The following is a 23,478-nucleotide window of genomic DNA, read 5'->3' as shown; positions in this document are numbered from 1 at the left end:
TTGGGCGAGATCGGGCGGTGAACCACCGAGATGGTCCCAGATTTTCTCACGGGGATCGCTTTATTACTCCCATTCGATGGTTCCCGGGGGCTTGGAGGTCACATCCAATACAACCCGGTTGATCTCATCGACCTCATTGGTAATGCGGTTGGAGATCCTGGAGAGCACGTCGTAGGGCACCTTCGCCCAGTCAGCGGTCATCGCATCATCGGAAACCACCGGGCGTAGTACGATCGGGTGACCATAAGTTCTGGCATCACCCTGCACACCCACGGAGCGAACATCAGCCAACAGCACGACCGGGCACTGCCAGATCTCCCGATCCAACCCGGCTGCGGTCAGCTCGGCGCGCACAATTGCGTCGGCGGCCCGCAGGGTGTCGAGACGTTCTTTGGTGACTTCGCCGATAATACGGATACCCAGGCCGGGGCCGGGGAAGGGCTGACGCCAGACAATCTCATCAGGTAGGCCCAGTTCAGTTCCCACGGCGCGGACCTCGTCTTTGAACAGGGCTCGCAGTGGCTCGACGAGTTCAAATTCAATATCGTCCGGCAACCCGCCCACGTTGTGGTGGGACTTGATCACGGCGGTCCCGTCTCCCCCACCGGATTCGACGATGTCGGGGTACACGGTTCCCTGGACCAGGAACTTCACTGGGGGCAGATCCTGATCAGCGGTTTCTGCCACAATCTCAGCTTGTGCCCGTTCGAAGGTGCGGATGAATTTTTCGCCGATGATCTTGCGCTTGGCTTCGGGGTCACTCACACCGGATAACGCCTGCAGGAAGTCTCCTTCGGCGTCCAACATCACCAGACGGGCTCCCCCGGAAGCGGTTCCAAAAGCACGTTCGATTTCGACTGATTCGTCGTGGCGCATCAGTCCGTGGTTGACATAGACGCAGGTGAGCCGGTCACCAATGGCGCGTTGCACTAACGCGGCGGCCACCGCGGAGTCCACCCCGCCGGAAAGGCCACAGATGGCTCGAGCGTCACCGACCTGATCCTTGATCAGTTGTACCTGCTCGTCAATAACACTGCTGGTGGTCCATTCCGGACGCAATCCGGCACCGTGGTAGAGGAAGTTCGTGATGGTGTCCTGACCGAAGGGAGTGTGTTTCACCTCGGGATGCCACTGGACGCCGAAAATCTTCTTTTCGGTGTTCTCGAAAGCGGCCACACTGGCATGCGGAGTCGAGGCAATGACGGTAAACCCTTCGGGGGCTTGCGACACCGCGTCGGAGTGCGACATCCACACCGTCTGGTCGGCGGGATGATCCGCCAGCAGTACGGAGTCTGTCGCTAGGCTGGTCAGCGGTGTGGAGCCGTATTCGCGCCGTTCGGTCCGCGCCACCGTACCACCCAACGCCTGGGTGATGGCCTGGAATCCATAGCAGAGACCTAGCACCGGGATGCCGGCTTCCAGCAGGTCCGGGTCAATTCCGGGAGCGCCGTCTTCGTAGGCCGAGGATGGTCCGCCCGAGAGGATAAGCGCGGCGGGTTTGCGCGCCACAATGTCTTGGACCGGGGTGGAGTGCGCGACCACTTCGGAGTAGACATGAGCCTCACGGACACGCCGGGCAATCAACTGGGCGTATTGAGCTCCAAAGTCCACCACCAACACGGTGGGAAAATCGGCGGCAATGTCTGGGTTATCTGCGCGGGATGGATCAGTCACCTTCTCAGTCTAACTGAGCCGCACCGGGGCGCTGCGCCGTTTTTCGGGACCGGATCTTGTAGACCACGTAGGCGATCAATGCCAGCAGGAGCAACCCGATCACCAGGTATTGGAACCAACCGGCGGCCTGTTCCAGCAGGTACCAGTTCTCCCCGAGCAGAAATCCACCGTAGACAAAGATGGTGTTCCAGATCGCTGATCCGGTCAGGGTCAAGAGCCCAAACTTCCACCAGTTCATGCGCTCAACTCCCGCCGGTAGCGAGATCAGTGAGCGGAAGATCGGCACCATACGACCGAGGAACACGGTCCAATAACCGTGTTTGTTGAACCAGTTTATGGTGGCGTCGATCTCCCTGCGCTCCACGAGCGGCAATTTCGTCAACAGATTCATGGTGCGCTGGTTCCCCAGCCAGGCACCCAGCCCGTAGAGACAGTATGCGCCCAGGACTGATCCAACGGTCGCGAACAGCACCGCGGAGGCCCAGGTGAACTGCGCCTGGTCGGAGGCGGCGCTAAATCCGGCCAGGGGCAGGATCACTTCGGAGGGAATCGGCGGGAAGAGGTTTTCGATCAGCACCAACAGCCCGACACCGGTGGGGCCTAAGGCGTTCATTACCGCCACGGCCCAATCGCCGATCAGGCCAAAAGCAGAGTCGGCGGAGTTGGCCTGGGTGGCCATCACCTCCTGGAGCATGATGGTGTCTCCGATCGTTAGTACCGGCGCACTCCTTCGGGGTGTTCGGCAAGTTCTTGGTGGGTCCGTTGAGCTATTTTATGCTCGGTGTAGAAACTCAAAAATGGCACCACGCCACCGCCGGCCATCGCCAACAGCGTCCAGCCGGACCAGCGCATCAGAGCCCACAGTCGGAAACAACCCACCAAATACACCACGTACATCCATCCGTGGACGATGAGTACTAGCAACGACAAGTTTACTCCGCCCAGCACGGAGTCCGGGGGGTGTAGTCCCAGCGTGTTATCCGCACTATCAAAGGTGGTGCCACCGGCGAAAAGCTCGAGGTCGAAACCGTATTTCAGGATCATTTCGACTACCAGCGCCAGGAGCAAAATACCGGTCAGATAAGCGCAGATCCGGTAAAAGGTCAGGGCTCCACGAATCTGTTTGTGGGTGCCGCCAAAACGGCGTTTGCCCACCGACTCAGGGCGGGGTGGCGCAGCCGGCAGATCCTCTTCGGTGATCTGGTCGGGGTCGGGCAGGGTGTTGGGGTCGATGGGAGGTTGTCTATCAGTCACGATCTGTCACGGTGCCTTCGTTGGGTCGAGCTCACTGGTCGGCGGGTGGTTCAGGGTCATGCCCATAGTAATTTCGATAGGCTACCACCGCCGCGGCTTTTTCGGCGCGGGCTTGTTCGCGTCGTTTTTCGAGTTCTTTGCGTCGCCAATGCTGTTCCCACAGCCGGTCGAGTTCTGCCTCGCGTTGGTCTTTCAGGTAGTCATCGCGCACGAATCGCCACCACAGATACAGCGCGAAAGCCGCAAAAATCACCCACTCGATCGCGTAGAAGACGTTGAGCCACACCACGTCGGTTTCCTGCTCCGGGGCGGAGACACGGACAGCTTCCAGGCCATCGGATGTGCTGGACGAGCCGGGGGCCTGAACGGTGTGCACCGTCCCTTCGGTGTCCTCGAATTCTTCGACGACAACATAGCCGGCATAGAGCGGCTCATCCCAGATATTGGTCAGCTCGGCGGTAGCCAGGGTCGAGACGGTTACCGGGGTGGTGGACAGATCAGAGCCGGTATCCGGCCCATCGGCAGGAAGGAGTCTTCCGGTCATGGTCACGGTCTGGCTCGGTTCGATGCCACTAGCCTCAGTAAACAGGCGTTCTGCAACGCTGAGGTCCGTGGGGTTCTGCTCGGTGGCCTCAAAATCCAGCGGTTCTTCGCGCCAGCCCCACACCACCGGAATACTCACGTTACGATCGGTGCCGGTCACCGTGGCACGCGAGACGATCCAATATCCGGTCTGGCCGTCGTGCACGCGGTGAGCAACTTGGACGGTGTGCTCGGGCTCAACAGTGCCGGTGAAGTACACCATCTGGTCAGCCTGAGTGGAAACCATAGCGGTAAATGGTTCGAAGAATTCGGTCATCTCCACCGGGTTTTCGGTTTGTTCCGGTGGCGGGGCAGGGTTGGAGACTGCTTGGCGGGCTTGCCAGACCGACAGGGCCATGAACACCGCCGAAACCAGGATCGCGACCGCTAGGAAACCCAGCCACCGAGGCTTCAGCGCGGTACGGAGCATCAGACCTCGCTTTATCGGGGGTAGCTACAGCAGATGGGAAGGGGTTAGACCTGGGCGATCTGAACTTCGACTTTCTGGAATTCTTTCAGTTCGGTATATCCGGTCGAAGCCATGGCACGCCGGAGTGCGCCCATCAGGTTGGCGGTGCCGTTGGTGTGATCGGTAGGTCCCAATAATACTTCACGCAACGGGGCGACGGTGCCCACATGGGTGCGATCGCCACGGGGGAAGACCGGATGGGCGGCTTCCAGGCCCCAGTGCCATCCCGCTCCAGGAGCTTCTTCGGCTCGGGCCAGGGCGGCGCCGAGCATCACCGCGTCAGCGCCCATACCCAGAGATTTCACGATGTCTCCCGAGTTTCCGAGACCGCCATCGGCGATCACGTGCACGTAGCGTCCACCAGATTCATCCATGTAGTCGCGACGGGCCTCAGCAATATCGGCAATGGCGGTGGCCATCGGCACCCGGATGCCTAAGGCACGACGGGTGGTGGAGGACGCGCCACCACCGAATCCGACCAGCACCCCGGCAGCACCGGTGCGCATCAGGTGAAGAGCGGGCGTGTACCCGGCGGCACCACCGACGATCACCGGAACGTCCAGCTCGTAAATGAACTGTTTCAGATCCAGGGGCTCGGAGGTTTCGGAGACATGCTGTGCCGAAACGGTGGTACCACGAATGACGAACATGTCCACCCCGGCGTCCAGCACGGTGCGGTAGAACTCTTGGGTGCGCTGAGGCGTGAGCGCCCCGGCGACCACGACTCCGGCGTCGCGAATCTCGGCCAGCCGGGCGGTGATCAGGTCGGGCTGGATCGGGGCCGCGTAGAGCTGCTGGAGGCGTGCGGTGTTCTCTGGGGAGAACGCTGCAACTTGCAGGTGGGCGATCTCTTCCAGAATCGGTTCCGGGCTCTCATAGCGGGTCCAGAGACCTTCGAGGTTGAGCACGCCCATGCCTCCGAGCTTGCCCAGCTCGATCGCAGTGGCCGGAGACATGACCGAGTCCATCGGGGCTCCGATGACTGGCATGGAGAACTTGAAGGCATCGATCTGCCAGTCCAGCGACACATCTTCGGGGTCGCGGGTCCGGCGGGCCGGAACAATATTGACCGCGTCCAGCGGGTAGGATGCTCGGCCTCGTTTGCCGAGACCGATCTCAATCTCGTGACTCACTAGTTGGCTCCAGATTTAGCGGTTGTGGTAGTTGGGGGCTTCCACGGTCATCATAATGTCGTGGGGGTGGGACTCTTTGAGCCCAGCAGGGGTGATCCGCACGAAGCGGCCGTCGCGTTTCAAGGCAGGAATGTCGGCGGCGCCAGTGTAGAACATGGTTTGGCGCAGACCGCCCACCAACTGGTGCAACACGGCACTGACCGGACCGCGGTAGGGCACCTGTCCCTCAATGCCTTCGGGGATCAGCTTCTCTTCGCTGGGCACATCGGCCTGGAAGTAGCGGTCCTTGGAGTAGGAACGGTGACCATCACGGGTTTGCATCGCACCCAGCGATCCCATGCCGCGGTAGGCCTTAAACTGTTTGCCCTGGTAAAACACCAGGTCGCCAGGAGATTCTGCGGTGCCAGCCAACAACGACCCCAGCATCACCGAATCGGCGCCGGCGACCAGCGCCTTGCCGATGTCACCGGAGTATTGCAGACCGCCATCGGCGATCAACGGCACGCCGGCAGGAATGGTCGCTTTGGCGGATTCGTAGATGGCAGTCACCTGGGGCACGCCGACACCGGCCACCACACGGGTGGTGCAAATAGAGCCGGGGCCCACCCCGACCTTGACCGCATCGGCTCCGGCATCAACCAGAGCTTTCGCGCCGGCGTAGGTGGCGGCCTGTCCGCCGATAACATCAATATGCCCCGCGGCAGGTTCCTTCTTCAGTCGGGAAACCATATCCAGCACGCCGTGGGTGTGACCGTTGGCGGTATCGACCACGAGTGCGTCGACTCCGGCGTCTACCAAGGTCATAGCACGGTCCCAGCCGTCACCGAAAAACCCGACCGCAGCCCCGACCAGCAGGCGCCCTTCGTGGTCTTTGGAGGCCAGCGGGTATTCCTCGGCCTTGTCGAAGTCCTTGACCGTGATCAGCCCCTGGAGGTGGTTGCGATCATCGACCAGCGGGAGCTTTTCGATCCGGTTTTCAGACAGCAACCGGATGGTTTCTTCACGAGTAATGCCGACGTGGGCGGTCACCAGTGGCATCTTCGTCATGGCCTCGGCCACCGTGATGGTGTCGAACTGTCCTCGGGGCACAAACCGAGTGTCGCGGTTGGTGATGATCCCGACTAACGTGTTGTCTTCTTCTACAACCGGCAAGCCGGAAACCCGGTAGCGGCCACAGAGTTCGTCCCACTGGCTCAGAGTGGCTTGCGGAGAAATCGTGACCGGGTCGGTGATCATTCCGGACTCATTGCGCTTGACCTTATCGACTTCCGAGGCTTGGTCTGCGATGGACAGATTGCGGTGAATCACTCCCATCCCACCCATGCGGGCCATGGCGATCGCCAGACGGGACTCGGTGACGGTGTCCATGGCCGCTGAGATGATCGGGACGTTAATGTTGATCCGCTTGGTGAGCCGGGTGGCGACATCGGCGTCAGCGGGAATGACTTCAGTGGCATTCGGTAACAGCAACACATCATCGTAGGTCAGCCCCACAAACCCGAAGGGGTCGGCGGCTTCGGTGACTGGCTGTTGTGACGGTCCAGAGGTGTTGTTGTTCACGATGGTCGCCTTTCACGAGATGATGCAGGAACAGCACCAAGTATTCGATCAAAACACAGGTTGGTTCTCAGTCTATTCCTCTGGGGTTACTGCGTCACGGTCGGTGACCGACGATGACCGACCTCGGCACGGGGTATTGGGGCCTGATATGGAGCCGCTGGCAATGGCTACTCACCGAAGGGGTCCGCAGGTAGGGTGTGAACTAGATGAAAAGGGGTTTCTCGTGACGGCACCATTGAAATTTTTTCACAGTTCACTGCTGAATCATGCGCCCAAACGGGTTTGGGACTGGTATTCCAGCCCGGGGGCTCTGACTCGGTTGACTCCACAGTGGTTGACCACGGTGGTAGAGCCTCCCACCAACGGCCTGCAACCTGGTTCGCGAACTCACCTGGTGCACGGGGCGCCGTGGGTCGATGCGGTGGTCTCAATGGTGCCGGGGCTGAAGCATCTCACGCCGGTGGGTACCAGCTGGGTGGCGGAACACACCACATTAGAGCCGGGAGTATCCTTCACGGACGAGATGGTGTCCGGGCCCTTAGCATCCTGGGAACACATCCACCGGTTTGTGCCCAGTGGCACCGAGGAGACTCTGGTCTGCGATGAAATCACCTACGAGTTTCCCGGTGATCTCCGGGAGGTGCTGCGACTGCGCGAGGAATTTGAAGAGCAACTGGAACGCGTTTTCCGCCACCGCTCCCGGGTCGTGGCCGGCGACTTGAATTTCCACACCGATCTCGCGTGGAGCAGGCCGTTGACTGTCGTGATCGCCGGTGCCTCGGGTCTGGTGGGTACCCAGTTGGTGGCCCTGCTGACCGCCGCTGGTCACCGGGTCATTCGGTTACAGCGCCGTCGTGGTGAATCGCGTCGGCTCGATGCGGACCGGTTCAGTTGGGATCCTGCTCGGCACCAGCTGGACTCGGAGGTGCTCGAGGACGCGGATGCGGTCATTAATCTCGCCGGTGCATCGATCGTGGGCGTGATGACCGAAAAGCATCGCAACGCGATCTTTGCCTCCCGGGTGCAGACCAACTCCACGCTGGTCGCGGCCATGAAACGTACCACTCGTGCTCCAGCCAGTTTTATTACGGCTTCGGCCTCGGGGTTCTATGGTCACGATGCCTCTCCGATGTCTCTGGCAGCTGAGCCGATTACCGAAGATCATCCCAGCGGTGACGATTTCTTAGCGGCTGTGTGCCGTCAGGTGGAAGGCATTGCCCGTGAGGCCGAAGATCTGGGGATCCGCACCGTGGCGATGCGCACCGGCCTCGTACTCTCAGCTCGTGGCGGTTTACTGGCCACGCAATTGCCCCTGTATTTTGCCGGCGCGGGAGGCCCGTTGGGTCCGGGAACCATGTGGATGCCCTGGATCGGGCTCGATGATCTGATCCAGCTGTATGTTTGGGCGGTGACGCACGATAGCATCACTGGCCCCCTCAATGCAGTCGCCCCGGCGCCTGTCCAGCAACGCGAATTCGCCGAGGTCCTCGGCGAGGTGATCACCCGGCCCACACGCCTACCCACCCCCGGGTGGGCGCCGGCGCTGGTGTTGGGGCGACAAGGCAACCGTGAATTAGCAATGGCCTCGGCGCGGTTGAGTGCCGAGAAGGCGTTAGCTTCTGGCTACCGGTTCCGCGCCGAGACCATCGATGAGGCGATTCGACAGATTTTTGGGCGTTAGCCCTCCGTCACCTCGACGTCGAATTCCTCGGCGTAGGCCTGAGCATCCAACAGAGGACCATTTTCGGTGACCTCCACGCTGAACAGCCAACCCTTACCGTAGGGGTCCTGATTCACCAACTCGGGGTCGTCCACGACCTCCTCATTGATGGCAGCCACGGTCCCGCTCACTGGAGAGTACAGATCAGACACCGATTTGGTGGACTCGAGCTCACCGCAGACCTCACCGGCGGTGACCTCATCACCAACCTGTGGCAGGTCCACGAACACAATGTCGCCGAGCTGTTCGGTCGCGAACTCGGTGACACCGACTTTCACCGGGCTGGACTCATCGATCCACTCGTGTTCGGCGGAATATTTCAGGGTTGACAGGATTGCGGGCATCGCAGGTGTCCTTTACTTTGTGGTGGGTTGATGGAAGCTGTTTCTGGAAGCTACTGAGACGATATACCGGGTCACCGGTTACGCTGGTAGAAGGGCAGGGGCACCACGGTGAACTCGTGCTGTTTACCGCGAATGTCCACAGTGAGCACTGTACCTGGTTCCGGGGCCGGTGCCTGGATATAGGCCAGTGCGATCGGATATCCCAGGGTAGTCGACAGCTGACCGGAGCTCACTTCTCCGATGGGCTGTCCCTGCTCGTCCAGCAGGTGCGCCCCTTCGCGGGCAGCGCGTCGACCGGTTCCTTGCAAGCCAATCAGCACTCGGACCGGGGTCGCCTCGTTCTCCCGGTCGGCATCTACCGCGGCACGCCCCGGGAAGTCTTCGGTCTTTTTGGCCGAGACCACGCCCAGCGACCCGGCTTCCGCCGGAGTAGTGTGCTCGGTCAGCTCGTGACCGTAGAGTGGCATCCCGGCTTCCAGGCGCAACGAGTCGCGACACGCCAGCCCACAGGGTAGTAGTTGCTCATCAGCTGCCCGAAGTTTCTCCCACAGGCTCACCGCCTGGGTGGCATCCAAGAACAGTTCAAAGCCATCTTCCCCGGTGTAGCCGGTTCGGGCCACCACCAGTTCGCCCAGGTTGTCAATCTCCCAGCGAGCGCAACGATAATATCCCAGCTCGGTTACGACGCTGGCGGCGTGTTCATCGATCAAGTCGGTGAGCACGCTGGCGACGATCTGTTCTGCGGCCGGGCCCTGCACAGCAATGATTGCGGTGTGCTCGGTGGTATCGACGAGTTCAGCTGGCTGCGCTAGCCCCTGGTTGACGCCAGCGATCTGGTCGCGGACCGGGTCCACGTTCGCGGCGTTGGGGACCACCATGAAACGGTCCTCGCCCAGCCGGTAGACGATCATGTCGTCCACAATGCCACCGGATTCGGTCAGAGCCAGGGTGTATTTGGCCCGGCCGATAGCCATCGGGGCGAAGTTTCCAGCTAGCGAGCTATTGAGCAACTCCACAGCGCTGGGACCGGAGATCAGCAGGTTACCCATATGCGACAGATCAAAGATACCGGCATGAGTGCGCACCGCTTGATGCTCCACACGCTCGGAGTCATAACGCAGTGGCATGTCCCAACCGGCGAAATCGGTGAACTTGGCACCGGTTTGCTGGTGCGTCTCGTACAGTGCACTCGTTTTTAGCTGTTCAGTCATGGCTTTACTCCCCCTGCTGTTGGTCGTCGCCGGATACCTCAAAGGCTTCAATGGGCGGGCAGGAACACACCAGGTTGCGGTCACCGGCCGCACCATCGATGCGTCCCACCGGCGCGAAGTACTTACCACGACGCAACTCGGGAACCGGGAAGGCGGCTTGTTCGACCGAGTAGGCCCGATCCCAGCTGGAGCTGATCACAGCATCCTGGGTGTGCGGTGCCCGACGGAGCACCGAATCCTCGGCGGCCACCTTGCCGTCAATGACTTCCTGAATCTCTTCACGCATGGCATGCATCGCCGCCAGAAAACGCTCGATCTCGTCCAGCGACTCGGACTCGGTCGGCTCGATCATCAGTGTGCCCGGAACCGGGAAAGCCTGGGTCGGGGCATGGATGCCGAAGTCGATCAAGCGCTTAGCCAGGTCTTCGACAGTAATCCCGGAGTCCTTGGTGAGCTCGCGGACGTCGATGATACATTCGTGCGCGACCAGGTTGTTGTCTCCGGTGAACAGGATCGGAAAGTCCTCGTGGATCCGACGTGCCAAGTAGTTGGCGTTGAGGATGGCAGTCTGCGATGAGGCCTTAAGTCCTTCAGCACCGGTCATCGCAATATAGGCCCAGGAGATGGGCAACACGCCGGCGGAACCGAAGATGGTGGCCACCACGGGATTGCCACCGCGGGCTGTCAGATCGTGGGCACCGTCGTCTGCCAGCGGGTCACCGGGCAAGAAATCCACCAGGTGCTCCCCCACCCCGATGGGCCCCACACCGGGGCCACCACCACCGTGCGGGATACAAAAGGTCTTGTGCAGGTTCAGGTGGGAAACATCGCCACCAAATTGGCCGGGCTTGGCCAGCCCCATCAGCGCGTTGAGGTTGGCGCCGTCAAGGTAGACCTGACCGCCGGCGTCGTGGATCTTCGCGCACACCGCGCGCACCTGGGTTTCATACACGCCGTGGGTGGAGGGGTAGGTGATCATGATCGCAGCGACCTGATCCCCGGACTTCTCCAGGATGCTGTCCAGATCTTCCATGTCGATCGAGCCATCGGGGGCGGTTTTGACCACCTTGACGGTCAGTCCGGCCAACACTGCTGAGGCAGCGTTGGTGCCGTGGGCCGAGGCCGGAATCAAGCACAGACGACGCTGTTGATCACCCTGAGCGATGTGGTAGTTGCGGATCGCCATCAGACCAGCGTATTCACCCTGCGAGCCAGCGTTGGGCTGGACCGAGACGGCAGCGTATCCGGTGATCTCCGCCAGCCAGTCTTCCAGTTCTGCAATGAGCTCGCGCCAGCCGGCGGCCTGATCGGCCGGAACGTAAGGGTGAATGCTGGCAAATTCGGGCCAGGTGATAGATTCCATTTCCGTAGCGGCGTTGAGCTTCATGGTGCACGATCCCAATGGGATCATGGTCCGGTCCAGCGCCAGGTCTTTATCCGCCAAGCTGCGCAGGTAGCGCATCATCTGTGTTTCGGAGTGGATGGTGTTGAAGGTCGGGTGGGTCAGGTAGTCGCTGGTACGCACGAGGGAAGAATCCACCACATCGGCGATCTCGTAGGAAACTTCGTCCAGCTCGCGTGTAGCGCTGGCCGGAAGCTCGGCGCCAAAAGCCTTGGCAACCGCTTCCAGGTGCGCAATGGTGGTGGTCTCATCCACGGACACACCCACGCGGGTCGCATCCACGTGGCGCAAGTTGATATCGGCGTCCAGGGCCTGGCTGATGACCTGCTCGGCTTGGGCTTCGGAGCCGGTGTCGACCACGAGAGTGTCAAAATAGCTGGTGGTGGCCAGGTTTAGTCCGGCCGAGGTAAGGGCCTCGCCGAGCACGCGGGCCTTGGCATGCACCTCGGAGGCAATCTTCCGCAACCCGGCCGGGCCATGGTAGACGGCGTACATGGAGGCAGTGACCGCCAGCAGTGCCTGCGCGGTGCAGATATTGGAGGTCGCCCGGTCGCGTCGAATGTGCTGTTCGCGGGTTTGTAGGGCCAAACGGTAGGCCGGGGTTCCGGCGTCATCAGTGGAAACACCCACCAGACGGCCCGGCAAGGAACGCTCCAGCCCGGCACGAGCCGCCATATAAGCCGCGTGCGGACCACCGTAGAACAGGGGCACACCGAACCGCTGGGTGTTACCCACCGCAATGTCAGCGCCTTGCTCACCGGGAGGGGTAATCAGGGTCAAGGCCAGCAAGTCAGCGATGACCGTCACGAATCCGCCGGCTTCTTTGGCGGTGGCAATCACCTCGGACTGGTCACGGACCCCACCGTTATTGCCGGGTTGCTGCAGGATGATGCCACACAGGCCTTCTTCCGGCAGATTGTCGGTGACGTTGTCAGGGTTGGAGAGGTCACGAATGTCGATCTCCAGGTCCACCATGGTAGCCCGAGAGGTCACTACCGAGAGGGTCTGCGGGAAGATGTTTTCGTCGACCAGGATGATGCCTTTGGATTTCTTCCGATTGGCACGGCGCATCATCAGCATCGCTTCGGCGGCGGCGGAAGCTTCATCCAGCAGGGAGGCGTTGGCCAACTCCAACCCGGTCAGGTCCATCACCATGGTTTGGAAGTTCAACAATGCTTCCAACCGGCCTTGGGAGATTTCGGCCTGGTAGGGAGTGTAGGCGGTGTACCAGGTCGGATTCTCCACCACGTTGCGACGAATGACTGCCGGGGTGAAGGTGTTGTAGAAACCTTGCCCGATCATCTGGGTTTTCACCTGGTTTTTACCGGCCATCTCCCGCAGGCGATCCTGCGCCTGTTCTTCGCTGAGCGGGGCGGGCAGGTTCAGCGGCTCGGTAATCCGAATGTCTTCGGGAACGGCGGCGTCGACTAGATCCTCAACGGAGGCATAGCCGACTGTGTCGAGCATGGTCTGGACATCTTGTGCGGTGGGTCCGAGATGACGGGTGATAAATGAGCTCATCGGAGTACCTCTCATTGTGCTGTCGGTGGCCCACGACCGGTAGTCGTGTCCCCGCTCTGTTCAAGACCTGAGAGTTTTAGCCGCACTCGGTCGGGACCGGGTCCGGTTTTGCACCGTCGGTGAGACCTGAGTGACTCAGGGCTACTTTCCAGAGTTGCCTAACACAAGCGATTCTGTGACCTGAGAGATTCTTGGGGGTGTTACTCCTTCGGTACCTCCTCCGGTGTTGCCACCGAATGAGATTCTCCCGCCTGCGCTCAACGGCATCACCGTCAGTTTACGTGATCTGGGAATCACTGCTCAACACATCACCATTCTGACGGGCACACTCACGACACGCCGGAAAAAACACGTGTGGCCCCGCCAATTCAGGCGGGGCCACACTGAAGATGTCAGGACGCATCAGCACGGTCAGCGCCGGTGATTAGTCCTCGTCTTCGTCTTCGTCGGTCTTGTCGGCGACCAGGGTTTCAGTGGTCAGCACCAGACCAGCAATGGAGGCTGCGTTCTGCAAAGCTGAACGGGTCACCTTCACCGGGTCGATGATGCCCTGCTCCAACAGGTTGCCGAATTCGCCGGTCTTGGCGTTAAAGCCCTCGTTGGCTTCCAGCTCAGCGACCTGAGAGATAATGACGTAGCCGTCCTCGCCGGCGTTCTCAGCAATCCAGCGCAACGGCTGCACCAGAGCGCGACGAACCACACCGACGCCGGCGGCCCGGTCGCCGGTGAGCTGGTCCAGCTCGGCGTTGTCATCCAGAGCCTTCAGTGCGTTGATCAGCGCGGTACCACCGCCGGCGACAATGCCTTCTTCCAGGGCGGCACGGGTCGAGGAGACAGCGTCTTCAATCCGAGCCTTACGCTCCTTGACCTCGACCTCAGTGGCTGCACCAACCTTAATCACACCGACACCGCCGGCGAGCTTAGCCAAGCGTTCCTGGAGCTTCTCGCGATCCCAGTCGGAATCGGTGGCATCGATTTCGGACTTGATCTGAGCCACGCGCGCTTCCACGTCAGCATCGGAGCCAGCACCTTCCACGATGGTGGTGTTGTCCTTGGTCACAGTCACTCGACGGGCGCTACCCAGGACTTCCAGGCCAACCTGGTCCAGCTTCATACCGAGATCTTCGGAGACCACCTGACCACCGGTGAGGATCGCGATATCCTGCAACATGGCCTTGCGACGATCACCGAAGCCCGGAGCCTTCACGGCCACAGCATTGAGTGTCCCGCGGATCTTGTTGACCACCAGGGTGGATAGTGCCTCACCGTCGACGTCTTCGGCGATGATCATCAACGGCTTCTTCTCGTTGAGGACCTTCTCCAACAGGGGCAGGAATTCCTGGACGTTGGAAATCTTGGACTGGGTGATCAGGATATAGGGGTTCTCCAGTACCGCTTCCTGACGGTCAGTATCGGTGACCATGTAGGGCGAGAGGTAGCCCTTATCGAACTGCATACCTTCGGTGATATCCAGATCGGTCGAGGTGGTGGAGGATTCTTCGATGGTGATCACACCGTCAGTGCCCACTGCATCGAAAGCGCGAGCCAGCAGTTCACCGACTTCGTCGTCGCCAGCGGAAATAGCCGCCACCTGAGCCAGGTTCTTGTCGGTGACGTCCTTGGCGTTGTCCAGCAGACGCTGTTCCACAACAGCCACGGCCTGCTCGATGCCCTTCTTGACTTCGTTCGGGGCAGCGCCGGCAGCCACCAAGCGCATACCCTCATTGACGAGAGCCTGAGCCAGCACAGTGGCGGTGGTGGTACCGTCACCAGCGATGTCTTGAGTTTTGGTGGCAACTTCTTTAGCCAGCTGGGCGCCCATGTTTTCGTAGGAGTCTTCCAGCTCGACTTCGCGAGCGATCGAGACACCATCGTTAGTAATGTTCGGGGCGCCGAATGCCTTGTCGAGCACGACGTTGCGACCCTTGGGCCCCAAAGTGACCTTCACAGTGTCGGCCAGACGATCGATACCGGCCTGCAGTGCACGGCGAGCATCGTCATTGAACAGTAGCTTCTTGGCCATCTGTTCTCCTTCCGGTTATTTCAGGACAGTCTTTTCACTCAATCTGTTCTGTCAGTGAATGATCAGCGACTGAGCAGACTTACTTGGTGACAACAGCCAGCACGTCACGTGCGGAGAGCACCAGGTACTCTTCGCCGTTGTACTTAACCTCAGTGCCACCGAACTTGGAGAACAGCACGACGTCGCCTTCGTTGACGTCGACGGAGACGCGCTCGCCACTATCGGTGATACGACCGGGACCAACGGCCACGACGGTGCCTTCCTGTGGCTTCTCCTGTGCGGTATCGGGAATGACCAAACCGGAAGCGGTGGTCTGCTCGGCTTCCAGCGGCTGGACGACAATGCGGTCCTCAAGGGGCTTGATGGAAACTGCCATAATCAAACTCTCCTGTAGTTCTTTGTCACGTTTTTCGTGAACTGAATCAAGGTTTTTGCGCCGGGCGAGCCAACCGTCGTCGCGGGTGCCGGATGGCGTCTGGCATTTAGCACCTTCACTGTTCGAGTGCTAACTCGACTCTATTCTGTGATTAGCACTCGGTCAAGATGAGTGCCAGCCTGTTCTGCTCAGAGAGGAGCAGGCGGTAACGTGAACATCGTGCCAACACACCAACCCACTGCTGAAAACGCCGAAACCTGGGCGCAACTGCTCTCTCCGGCCGGTCGCGCTCTGCTCGATAAGCTCACCACCGAGACGAGTTATCACCGTGAAGATCCCCTGCAGTTAGCGACGCAACTGCGCCGGGACGGCGTGGACTCCACGCTCGCTGCCGCAGTGCTCACCCAGCTGAAGTTGCGCGAAAAAGCCCACGCAAAGTTCGGCGAGTTCGCCCAGCACATGTTCTTCACCACTGATGGGTTACAGCAGGCCACCCGCCTGGGCGTGGCGGCCCACCATGCCCGCCGTTTTCAGGCCCACGGCATCCAGCACGTGATTGATCTCGGATGTGGGATCGGCGGCGATGCCATGGCTTTTGCGGCGATCGATTTGCAGGTCACCGCGGTGGAGGTCGACGACATCACCGCGGCGGTGGCCACCTTGAATTTGACGCCGTTCCCGCACGCTGAGGTGATCGCCGCCGAGGTCGAGACCTGGGTCGCCGATCATGCCGAGCAGCTTTCGGGAGCCGGGCTGTGGTTGGACCCGGCCCGACGTGAAGTCTCCACCGCCGAATCCGCCCACCGGATTTTCGATCCGGAGTCTTTCTCTCCCCCCTTGTCCTTTGTCGAACGGCTCGCCGATGCCGGACACGCCGTCGGGGTCAAGCTCGGTCCCGGTCTCGCCCATGACTCCATTCCCACCACCGCCGAGGCCCAGTGGGTCTCGGATCACGGGTCGGTAGTGGAGGTAGCCCTGTGGTTCAATGATCTTGCCCGTCCCCGGGTGCGCCGAGCCGCCTTGGTGACGACCGCCCACGGTAGTGCTGAGTTCACCTCGGATCGGGAGTTCGGTGACGATCCCAAGGTAGAGGTCCGTCCTACTCCCAGTGTGGGTGGCTATCTCTACGAACCCGATGGCGCGGTGATCCGTTCGGGGCTGATCCGCGAGTTGATGGCTCGGGAGTTTGGGGCCACCGCGCAAGACTCTCCCAGCTGGTTGCTCGATCAGCACATCGCTTATTTCTGTTCCGATCACCTGGTCGACAGCGACTTTGCGACCGCTTATCGGGTTGTGGAGGTTCTGCCCTATCATCTGAAAAAGCTCAGGGCCTGGATCGCCGAACACGGGATCTCTCGCCTTGATATTAAAAAGCGTGGAGTGGACGTCACCCCTGAGCAGCTTCGTCGGATGCTGATGGCAGGTACGGCGAAAACTCGCAAGAAAACCAAGGCCGGTGGCCATCAGGCGACCTTTGTCCTGACCCGGATCGGTAACTCTCGAGTGGCGCTCGTCGTCGAACCGGCCGAGCAGTCCTGACCGCACCCCCGCCGAAAACTGGTCCTAGAAGTAGACCGCCACCGGGCCGTCGTGATCGTCGATAATACGGACCGTGGTGCCGAAAATCTCGGTGAGTACCTCGGGTTGCATAATCTCTGCGGTGGGGCCGGCATGAGAAATCTGGCCGTTTTTCATCGCGACAATATGATCGGCGTACCGGCCGGCAAAGTTGATGTCGTGGAGCACGATCACCACGGTGCGACCCAGGGCATCGCAGGCTCGGCGCAGTTGGTGCATCATGTGCACCGAGTGGGACATATCCAGGTTGTTCAGCGGCTCATCGAGTAAGAGGTAGTCGGTTTCTTGGGCCATCACCATCGCCACATAGGCGCGTTGGCGCTGACCGCCCGACAGCTCATCGAGGTACCGGTCCTGGAGGGTGACCAGATTGAGAAATTCCAACGCCTCATTGATGGCGCGTTCGTCGTCGACGGTGAGTCGCCCTTTCGAGTGAGGGTAACGACCAAAACCGACGAGTTGGCGGACGGTAAGACGGGTGATGAAATGATTCTCCTGACGCAGGATGGCCAGCGTTGTGGCGATTTGAGCCGAGGGCACCTTGTGCACGTCCTGACCGGCGACGGTAATCCAGCCGGTATCAGGTTGCTGAAGCCGTCCGATCATGGTCAATAGCGTGGACTTACCGGCACCATTGGGGCCTACCAACGCGGTGACTTGCCCGGCTGGGATTGCTAAGTCGATGGGGCCGATCTCAGCGTCTTCTGAGTATTTTTTGGCGATATTGCTGATCTGAATCACAGTCGCCCCTTTCTCATGATCACGACCAGGAACACCAAGCCACCGATCATTTCAATGATCACGGTCACCGCCCCTTGAGCATAAAAGATATTGCGCAACACGAAGTACGCTCCGGTTAACACCACATAGCCGAGCAATATGGCCACCGGGAAGATGCGCTTGTGATCGTAGGTGTCGGTGAAGCTATAGGCCATCGCGGCGATCAAGAACCCCAGGAAGGTCATCGGCCCCACCAACGAGGTGGTCACCGCCATCAGGATCGAGACCAGCAGCAGGGTTTTCATCACCTCGTGTCGGTGGACCAGCCCCAGGTTTTCAGCCACCGGTTTGCCGAGGCTGAGGACGTTGAGCCGGTTGGCTCGGCGTAAGAGCAGAAACGCGACGACGATGACAAGTGGGATGACGACCGGTAAGAAGTCGGTGTTGGCGTTGGCGAGATTGCCGAAGGTGCGTGCCGAGAGCACATCGAATTCATTGGGGTCCAGCATCCGTTGCATAAAGGCCGACAGGGAGCTCAGCCCGCCACCGATCACGACACCAACCAGCAGCATGATGTGCACGTTGGAAAATCGGCCGGAGAGTAGCCAGCCGTAGAGCAGTGAGGCGAGTCCGACCATCAGCACCATTTGGAGGATAAAGGGCACCAGGCCCCGGCCGATCGCTGCACCGGCGATACCGAAGAAAAACACTAAGGCGGTTTGGATCGCCACATAGAGGGATTCGAACCCCAGGATCGAGGGGGTCACGATCCGGTTGGCGGTGGCTGTCTGGAAGGAGACGGTGGCCATCGCGTGGCAGGTGGCGACCAGCATCATCACCACGATGGTCGACAACCGCGATTCGACAATCAGCCAGAACCCCTTGTGCCCGAACGGGACCGGAATACCGTAGGTGAGCATTCCCATCGTCGTCAGCAGGGATAACACGATCAGTGAGGCCACCAGGATGAAGTAACGCTTGCGGTGCCGTGCGGTGACAAAGGACCCGGTTTTCGCCCGATGTCGTTGCGGGGCCTGCGGAGTTTTAAACACGCGTGCGCCTCCTGACCAGCAGGTAGACGAACACGGTCGCTCCCAGGACACCCAGGATCATCGAGACAGGAATCTCGAACGGCATGATGATGGTGCGACCAATGATGTCGCAGACGGTCACCACACAGATGCCGACCAGACACACCCACGGCAGGTTTGAGCGCAGGTTATCTCCACGGAACAACGAGACGATATTGGGCACGATCAGGCCCAAAAACGGTAACGCTCCGACGATCACGGTGACCACACCAGTGGTCACGGCCACCAGAGCAATACCGGTAAAGAGCACCAGCCGGTAGTTCAAACCGACGTTGGTGGCAACTTCTTCACCGAGTCCGGCCACGGTGAAGCGGTCGGCTGTCAGAAAGATCAGCACCAATACGATCGCGACAATCCACAGTAGCTCGTAGCGTCCTCGCACGATCGAGGTGAAGGATCCGGCAAACCAGATGCCCAGGTTCTGCAACATGTCGTATTGCAACGCGATGAAGGTGGAGAAGGATCCCACCACAGCACCGAGCATGATGCCAACGATGGGCACAATGAGTGATGATTTCAGCGCCACGCGCCGCAGGAAGAGGAAGAAGACGATGGTACCGATAAAGGCAAAGAGGATCGCTCCGACCATACGCATCATCAGGGTCGGTTCGGGTAGTAGCAGCCAGGTGAGCATCAACCCCAGACCGGCCCACTCAATGGTTCCGGTGGTGGAGGGCTCAACGAACCGGTTTTGAGTCATCAGTTGCATGACCAGTCCGGCCACCGACATGGCGGCACCGGCCAGGATCAGTGCCAGGGTGCGTGGCAGCCGGGTAATGAAAAACATCTGCCGTCCACCCTCTTGGCTCAGGTCGTAGACGCCGATGAACAATGATGCGATCACCAGCCCGAGGGTGACCAGAACGCCGAGGGCTAAGGGCCACATGGTGTGCCAGATTGACCGGTGAGCTGTGGGGCCACTGGTTGGTGGTGTAGATGTCTCGGAACGGGACGGGGCCCTGTTCCGGGAGATCGTCTCTGACATGTCTCCTCACTTCGGCCACGAAATGGCCTGCCCCATCGGTGCGACGGGACAGGCCACCTGCTCGGCCAGGTCGGGATTAGTTTTCAGCCCCACCAGCGTCTTCAAAGGCCTCAGACATCTGGTTGAACAGCTCGGTATAGTGCTGAATGTCTTCGGCAGTGTAGAAATCAGGGCTCATGTAGATGACCTGATCTTCTTTCACCGCGGTGACGTCAGCCAAGGCTTCGGACTCTTCAATGAGTTCTTCAGCCGAGGAATACCCCTCTTCGTCACGGGCGCTGGTACCTGCGTCGCGGTCCAGAACAATCAGCCAGTCGGGGTTGGCTTGGGCGATGGTTTCCACGGAAATGTCGTCACCTTGGTGGTTAGCGGAACCGTCTTGGTCCAGAGCTGGAGTCAGCCCGATGATGTCATAGACCGGGCCCACGGCCCGACCGGTGGTCGGAGCTGAGTAGTTGATGTCCCCACCGGAGGTGATCAGCCCGGCTACGGTCCAGTCCTCATCGTAGGCGGCTTGTGCATTGTCGATGGCCACGTCGAAGTCATCGACAATCTGCTCGGCGTCCTGCTCACGCCCGAAGATCTCGCCCAGCAAAGTGGTCAGCTCCCGATACTGGTCAGCGACGTCACGGAAGCCTTCTTGTTCCTGACCTTCGCGGTCAACGGGGGAGGAGACAATGTTGGTGTCCACCATGGTTGCATCGGGAGCAGCTTCCTGCATGGCTTCAGTGTGCTGATCGAAACGTTGACCGTTCAAAATCAGATCCGGTGCGGCAGCGGTGACCTGTTCGAAGTCCGGTTCACGGTGGTTTCCGATATTGAGGATGTCCTCGTTCTCGCGGTAGGGCTTCAGGGTCTCGGTATCGGGCATCAGATCCACCGGTGCTGCCGAGAGCTCAATATCCCAGTCAGCCAGGGTCCCAAAGATCCGGTTATCAGTGGCCACAATGGATTCAGGGTTTTCGGGCAACTCCACCGTGTTGCCACCCATGTCGGTGACCTCGGTAGCAGTAGCACTACCGTCCTGTTCCGAATTGCCACCGTTATCGTTGGCCGACTCGGTGCCACCACAGGCGGTTAATCCCAGGGTTGCGGCGGTCACGAAGGCCATGACGCCCAGACGAGTGCGAGTCTTATTCTGCATTCTTGAACTCCAATTGAGTATTTGGTGAGTGTTCGCAAGCCTCAGGGTGGGACCCTTTCAAAAGGCTGGGCTTACCTAACTTCATTTACGCTACTAGAGCATTGCCAATTCGTCCACCGTTACCTGCCAGATATTCGCCATTCACTCATCGTTATCTCAGCGCCATCGAGCCATTTCGCCAGAAAAACCGCAGGCTTTCTTTTCGTCCGCACCTGTCGTGTGGCATAAAACACTCTCGCCGGGTGGCTGTGGAGGGAATGACATGGAGCTACCGAGCGTGGTTGGTGGGCAGAATATGTCGAACGATGTCAGCCCGGCATGTCGCACCAGGCCACAACTGGGATACCGGCTGATGCACTGGCTAAAATCATCGGTATTGTTACCGCTCGGGAAAGGCTCAAGTACCGCTGATGCATCTACCCTTCGCACCGTCTGAACCCGCAACACTGGGAATTGAGTGGGAGTTGGGGCTGGTTGATCGCCAGACCGGAGTACTACAACCTCTGAGCGATCGGATCGTTGACCGGGTGGTGGCACCCTCTGAGCAACGACCCTATTTGGTCTCCGGTGAGTTTATGCTCAACACCATTGAGCTCATCACTGGTGTGTGCCGTACCGTTGACCAGGGATTAGACCAGCTGGCTGCCGCTGGGCGAGAAGCTCTCAAGCACGCTCAGGCCGAGAACCTGCTGTTGTATTCGCAGGGCACTCACCCCTTCGCGTCGCCACGACAGGAAACGGTGGCTCCTCAGCAGCGTTATCAGCGGATGCTAGACCGCACCCAGTGGTGGGGCCAGCAGATGGTGATCTACGGGGTCCATGTGCATGTTGGGTTACCGAGTACTGGTGCGGCGATGCCGGCGATCAACCAGCTGATTAACTACTACCCACACTTATTGGCATTGTCAGCCTCCAGCCCGTATTGGGAATCTCAAGATACCGGATATGTCTCCCAACGGACCTTGATTTTCCAACAGCTACCAACCTCAGGACTTCCTTTCCAGTTTGAGCAGTGGTCCGGGTTCGAGTCGGTGGTCAGCGATCTGATCAAAATCGGGATGGTCGACGATGTCACCGAGTGCCGGTGGGACGTTCGCCCGGTGCCCCGTTTGGGCACCGTGGAAATGCGGATCTGCGACGGGGTCTCGACGCTGAAAGAGATCGGTGCGTTGGCAGCGTTGACCCAGTGTTTGGTGGCTGAAGTGATCACCCCTGAGTCAGACCGGTACGCCCCGGTGGAGATTATGGCACCCTGGTTTGTTCAGGAGAATAAATGGCGGGCTGCCCGGTACGGGCTGGATGCGATCGTGATTATCAATGCCGCCGGGGATGAACAGCTGGTCACCGAACACCTCATGGAGACCATCAACCGGTTGGAGCCTGTTGCCCATCGGCTGGGTTGTCACACGCAGCTAGGCTGGGTGGAGGATTTGATTCGATCCGGGGGCCCGGCGGCGCAACAACGCCAGATTGCTCAGCGAGGAGACCCGGGGCGCGCCCCGGATGTTGCGGATCTAGCCCACGTGGTGTTGGATGCGGCCGGTCGCACCGAGCATTCACTGCTCAACTGGGGTTAGACGCTAATCTGGTCGACTGGTTGGCTCGGGTTGGCGGAGAAGTCCAGACCGGAGGGAGCCACCCCGGCCGAGACGAGATGCGCACCCAGGGCTGCCACCATGGCGCCGTTATCGGTGCAGAGCCCAACCGGCGGGATGGTCAGCGAGATACCGGCTTGCTCGCACCGCTGGGCCAAGAGGTCGCGCAATCGCGAATTGGCGGCTACTCCCCCGCCCAGAAGCACGTGGTCGATGCCGTGCTCTTGACAAGCCAGGACCGCTTTCGAGGTGATCACGTCTACGACGGCTTCCTGAAAAGAGGCGGCGATATCGGCCACCGGCACCTGGTCTCCGCGAGCGCGGAACTGCTCCACAGCCCGAGAAACCGCGGTTTTTAGTCCGGAGAAGGACCAATCGTAGCGGTGCGGGCCAGGCTCTTCGGCGCTACCGACGAATTTAGGGGCGGTCAAGCCACGTGGGAACCGAAACGCGGTGGGATCGCCTTCTGCAGCAAGTCGGTCGATGACTGGCCCACCGGGGTATCCGGTGCCTAGTAGCCGGGAGACCTTATCGTAGGCCTCACCGGCGGCGTCGTCGATGGTACTACCCAGCAGCTCGACGTTGTGGGCCAAGGAGGTGACCTGCAGAATTTCGGTGTGACCACCGGAGACCAGTAACGCTCCCAGGGCCTCCGAGTCCTCGGAGCCGAAACGACTGTGGCGTGCTGGCACGTCGTCGGTGTGGGCTTGATGGAGAAAGCCGACCCCGATGTGGGCCACCAGATGGTTGATTCCATATAGTGGCTTACGATAAGCCACCGCCAGCGCTTTAGCCCCGGCGACACCGACCATCAACGCTCCGGCAAGTCCGGGTCCGGCGGTGACTGCGATGGCGTCCACGTCCTCGGGGCTCACCTGGGCTTCCTCGAGGGCCGCATGGAAGACGGGCAGGAATTCGGTGACGTGGGCACGGGCGGCGATCTCGGGGATCACCCCGCCGAAGGCAACGTGTTCGTCCATCGAGGAGGCCACCTGGTGGGCCAGCAATTCTCGACCGCGCACAATGCCCACACCGGTTTCATCACACGAGGATTCGATGCCGAGCACCAGCGGTGCCCGTTCGGTCGGCATGGTCA

At 60.2% G+C, this 23,478-nt stretch carries 19 protein-coding genes and 1 riboswitch; of the genes, 3 read left to right on the top strand and 16 right to left on the bottom strand.

Annotation, left to right across the window (positions count from 1 at the left end; genetic code table 11):
* Nucleotides 1–63: 63 nt before the first annotated feature.
* Genes guaA through guaB form a run of 6 tightly spaced genes read right to left on the bottom strand, consistent with a single transcriptional unit; the run spans nt 64 to nt 6,672 of the window.
* Nucleotides 64–1,674, bottom strand: coding sequence for a glutamine-hydrolyzing GMP synthase (guaA, locus tag QDX22_RS11790; RefSeq protein ID WP_279717879.1), 1,611 nt, complete (start codon nt 1,672–1,674; stop codon nt 64–66).
* Between the two features lie 4 nt (nt 1,675–1,678).
* Nucleotides 1,679–2,368, bottom strand: a complete 690-nt coding sequence (locus QDX22_RS11785; RefSeq protein ID WP_279717878.1) for a DedA family protein — start codon at nt 2,366–2,368, stop codon at nt 1,679–1,681.
* Nucleotides 2,369–2,385: 17 nt separating this feature from the next.
* The gene (locus QDX22_RS11780) at nt 2,386–2,928 is read right to left on the bottom strand and encodes a DUF3817 domain-containing protein (RefSeq protein WP_199223081.1); all 543 of its coding nucleotides are present in this window, start codon (nt 2,926–2,928) and stop codon (nt 2,386–2,388) included.
* A gap of 31 nt (nt 2,929–2,959) precedes the next feature.
* Nucleotides 2,960–3,940, bottom strand: coding sequence for an SURF1 family protein (locus tag QDX22_RS11775; protein ID WP_110100611.1), 981 nt, complete (start codon nt 3,938–3,940; stop codon nt 2,960–2,962).
* A gap of 44 nt (nt 3,941–3,984) precedes the next feature.
* Nucleotides 3,985–5,112, bottom strand: a complete 1,128-nt coding sequence (locus tag QDX22_RS11770; RefSeq protein ID WP_110097875.1) for a GuaB3 family IMP dehydrogenase-related protein — start codon at nt 5,110–5,112, stop codon at nt 3,985–3,987.
* Between the two features lie 15 nt (nt 5,113–5,127).
* Complete coding sequence (gene guaB / locus QDX22_RS11765; protein WP_110110276.1) at nt 5,128–6,672, bottom strand: IMP dehydrogenase; 1,545 nt, start codon at nt 6,670–6,672, stop codon at nt 5,128–5,130.
* A 343-nt stretch (nt 6,673–7,015) separates the two neighbouring features.
* Between guaB and QDX22_RS11760 the strand changes: the two genes are divergently transcribed.
* On the top strand, nt 7,016–8,353 hold the full coding sequence (locus tag QDX22_RS11760; RefSeq protein WP_279723925.1) for a TIGR01777 family oxidoreductase: 1,338 nt from the start codon (nt 7,016–7,018) through the stop codon (nt 8,351–8,353).
* Here QDX22_RS11760 and gcvH read toward each other — a convergent pair.
* From gcvH to groES, 5 genes are all read right to left on the bottom strand, one after another.
* Complete coding sequence (gene gcvH / locus QDX22_RS11755; protein ID WP_110097878.1) at nt 8,350–8,736, bottom strand: glycine cleavage system protein GcvH; 387 nt, start codon at nt 8,734–8,736, stop codon at nt 8,350–8,352. The genes QDX22_RS11760 and gcvH overlap by 4 nt on opposite strands.
* 71 nt (nt 8,737–8,807) lie before the next feature.
* Complete coding sequence (gcvT, locus tag QDX22_RS11750; RefSeq protein ID WP_110100615.1) at nt 8,808–9,947, bottom strand: glycine cleavage system aminomethyltransferase GcvT; 1,140 nt, start codon at nt 9,945–9,947, stop codon at nt 8,808–8,810.
* Between the two features lie 4 nt (nt 9,948–9,951).
* Nucleotides 9,952–12,870 (bottom strand): aminomethyl-transferring glycine dehydrogenase, encoded by a 2,919-nt coding sequence (gcvP, locus tag QDX22_RS11745; RefSeq protein ID WP_233487890.1) that lies wholly within the window; start codon nt 12,868–12,870, stop codon nt 9,952–9,954.
* A 158-nt stretch (nt 12,871–13,028) separates the two neighbouring features.
* Nucleotides 13,029–13,130: riboswitch (glycine riboswitch) on the bottom strand.
* A gap of 164 nt (nt 13,131–13,294) precedes the next feature.
* Nucleotides 13,295–14,893 carry a chaperonin GroEL gene (gene groL, locus QDX22_RS11740; RefSeq protein ID WP_110100617.1) on the bottom strand — a complete coding sequence of 533 codons (1,599 nt, stop codon included), beginning with the start codon at nt 14,891–14,893 and terminating at the stop codon, nt 13,295–13,297.
* A gap of 79 nt (nt 14,894–14,972) precedes the next feature.
* Nucleotides 14,973–15,269 (bottom strand): co-chaperone GroES, encoded by a 297-nt coding sequence (gene groES, locus QDX22_RS11735; RefSeq protein ID WP_110097882.1) that lies wholly within the window; start codon nt 15,267–15,269, stop codon nt 14,973–14,975.
* Nucleotides 15,270–15,479: 210 nt separating this feature from the next.
* On the opposite strand from groES, the gene QDX22_RS11730 reads away from it, so the two are divergent.
* Nucleotides 15,480–16,808 carry a THUMP-like domain-containing protein gene (locus QDX22_RS11730; RefSeq protein WP_110100618.1) on the top strand — a complete coding sequence of 443 codons (1,329 nt, stop codon included), beginning with the start codon at nt 15,480–15,482 and terminating at the stop codon, nt 16,806–16,808.
* A 24-nt stretch (nt 16,809–16,832) separates the two neighbouring features.
* Here QDX22_RS11730 and QDX22_RS11725 read toward each other — a convergent pair whose 3' ends face one another.
* The 4 genes from QDX22_RS11725 to QDX22_RS11710 form a co-directional block, all read right to left on the bottom strand.
* The gene (locus tag QDX22_RS11725) at nt 16,833–17,588 is read right to left on the bottom strand and encodes an iron ABC transporter ATP-binding protein (RefSeq protein WP_110100619.1); all 756 of its coding nucleotides are present in this window, start codon (nt 17,586–17,588) and stop codon (nt 16,833–16,835) included.
* Complete coding sequence (locus QDX22_RS11720) at nt 17,585–18,619, bottom strand: iron chelate uptake ABC transporter family permease subunit (RefSeq protein WP_110110275.1); 1,035 nt, start codon at nt 18,617–18,619, stop codon at nt 17,585–17,587. Before QDX22_RS11720 ends, QDX22_RS11725 begins: the two co-directional genes overlap by 4 nt.
* Entirely contained in the window at nt 18,612–19,544 is a 933-nt protein-coding gene (locus QDX22_RS11715) for an ABC transporter permease (RefSeq protein ID WP_110098170.1), read from the bottom strand. Before QDX22_RS11715 ends, QDX22_RS11720 begins: the two co-directional genes overlap by 8 nt.
* 175 nt (nt 19,545–19,719) lie before the next feature.
* Complete coding sequence (locus QDX22_RS11710; protein ID WP_110100621.1) at nt 19,720–20,787, bottom strand: siderophore ABC transporter substrate-binding protein; 1,068 nt, start codon at nt 20,785–20,787, stop codon at nt 19,720–19,722.
* Between the two features lie 410 nt (nt 20,788–21,197).
* Here QDX22_RS11710 and QDX22_RS11705 point away from each other — a divergent pair, with 410 nt between their 5' ends.
* Nucleotides 21,198–22,364 (top strand): glutamate--cysteine ligase, encoded by a 1,167-nt coding sequence (locus tag QDX22_RS11705; protein ID WP_279672818.1) that lies wholly within the window; start codon nt 21,198–21,200, stop codon nt 22,362–22,364.
* Here the strand turns inward: QDX22_RS11705 and tsaD are convergent.
* Nucleotides 22,361–23,473, bottom strand: coding sequence for a tRNA (adenosine(37)-N6)-threonylcarbamoyltransferase complex transferase subunit TsaD (tsaD, locus tag QDX22_RS11700; protein WP_110100761.1), 1,113 nt, complete (start codon nt 23,471–23,473; stop codon nt 22,361–22,363). The two genes, QDX22_RS11705 and tsaD, sit on opposite strands and share 4 nt — an antisense overlap.
* Between the last annotated feature and the right edge of the window lie 5 nt (nt 23,474–23,478).

It is taken from the genome of Auritidibacter ignavus (assembly GCF_029853775.1).
GTDB classification, from domain to species: Bacteria; Actinomycetota; Actinomycetes; order Actinomycetales; family Micrococcaceae; genus Auritidibacter; species Auritidibacter ignavus.
Note: the sequence above shows the minus strand (reverse complement) of the source record. Positions and strands in the feature narration are given on the sequence as shown.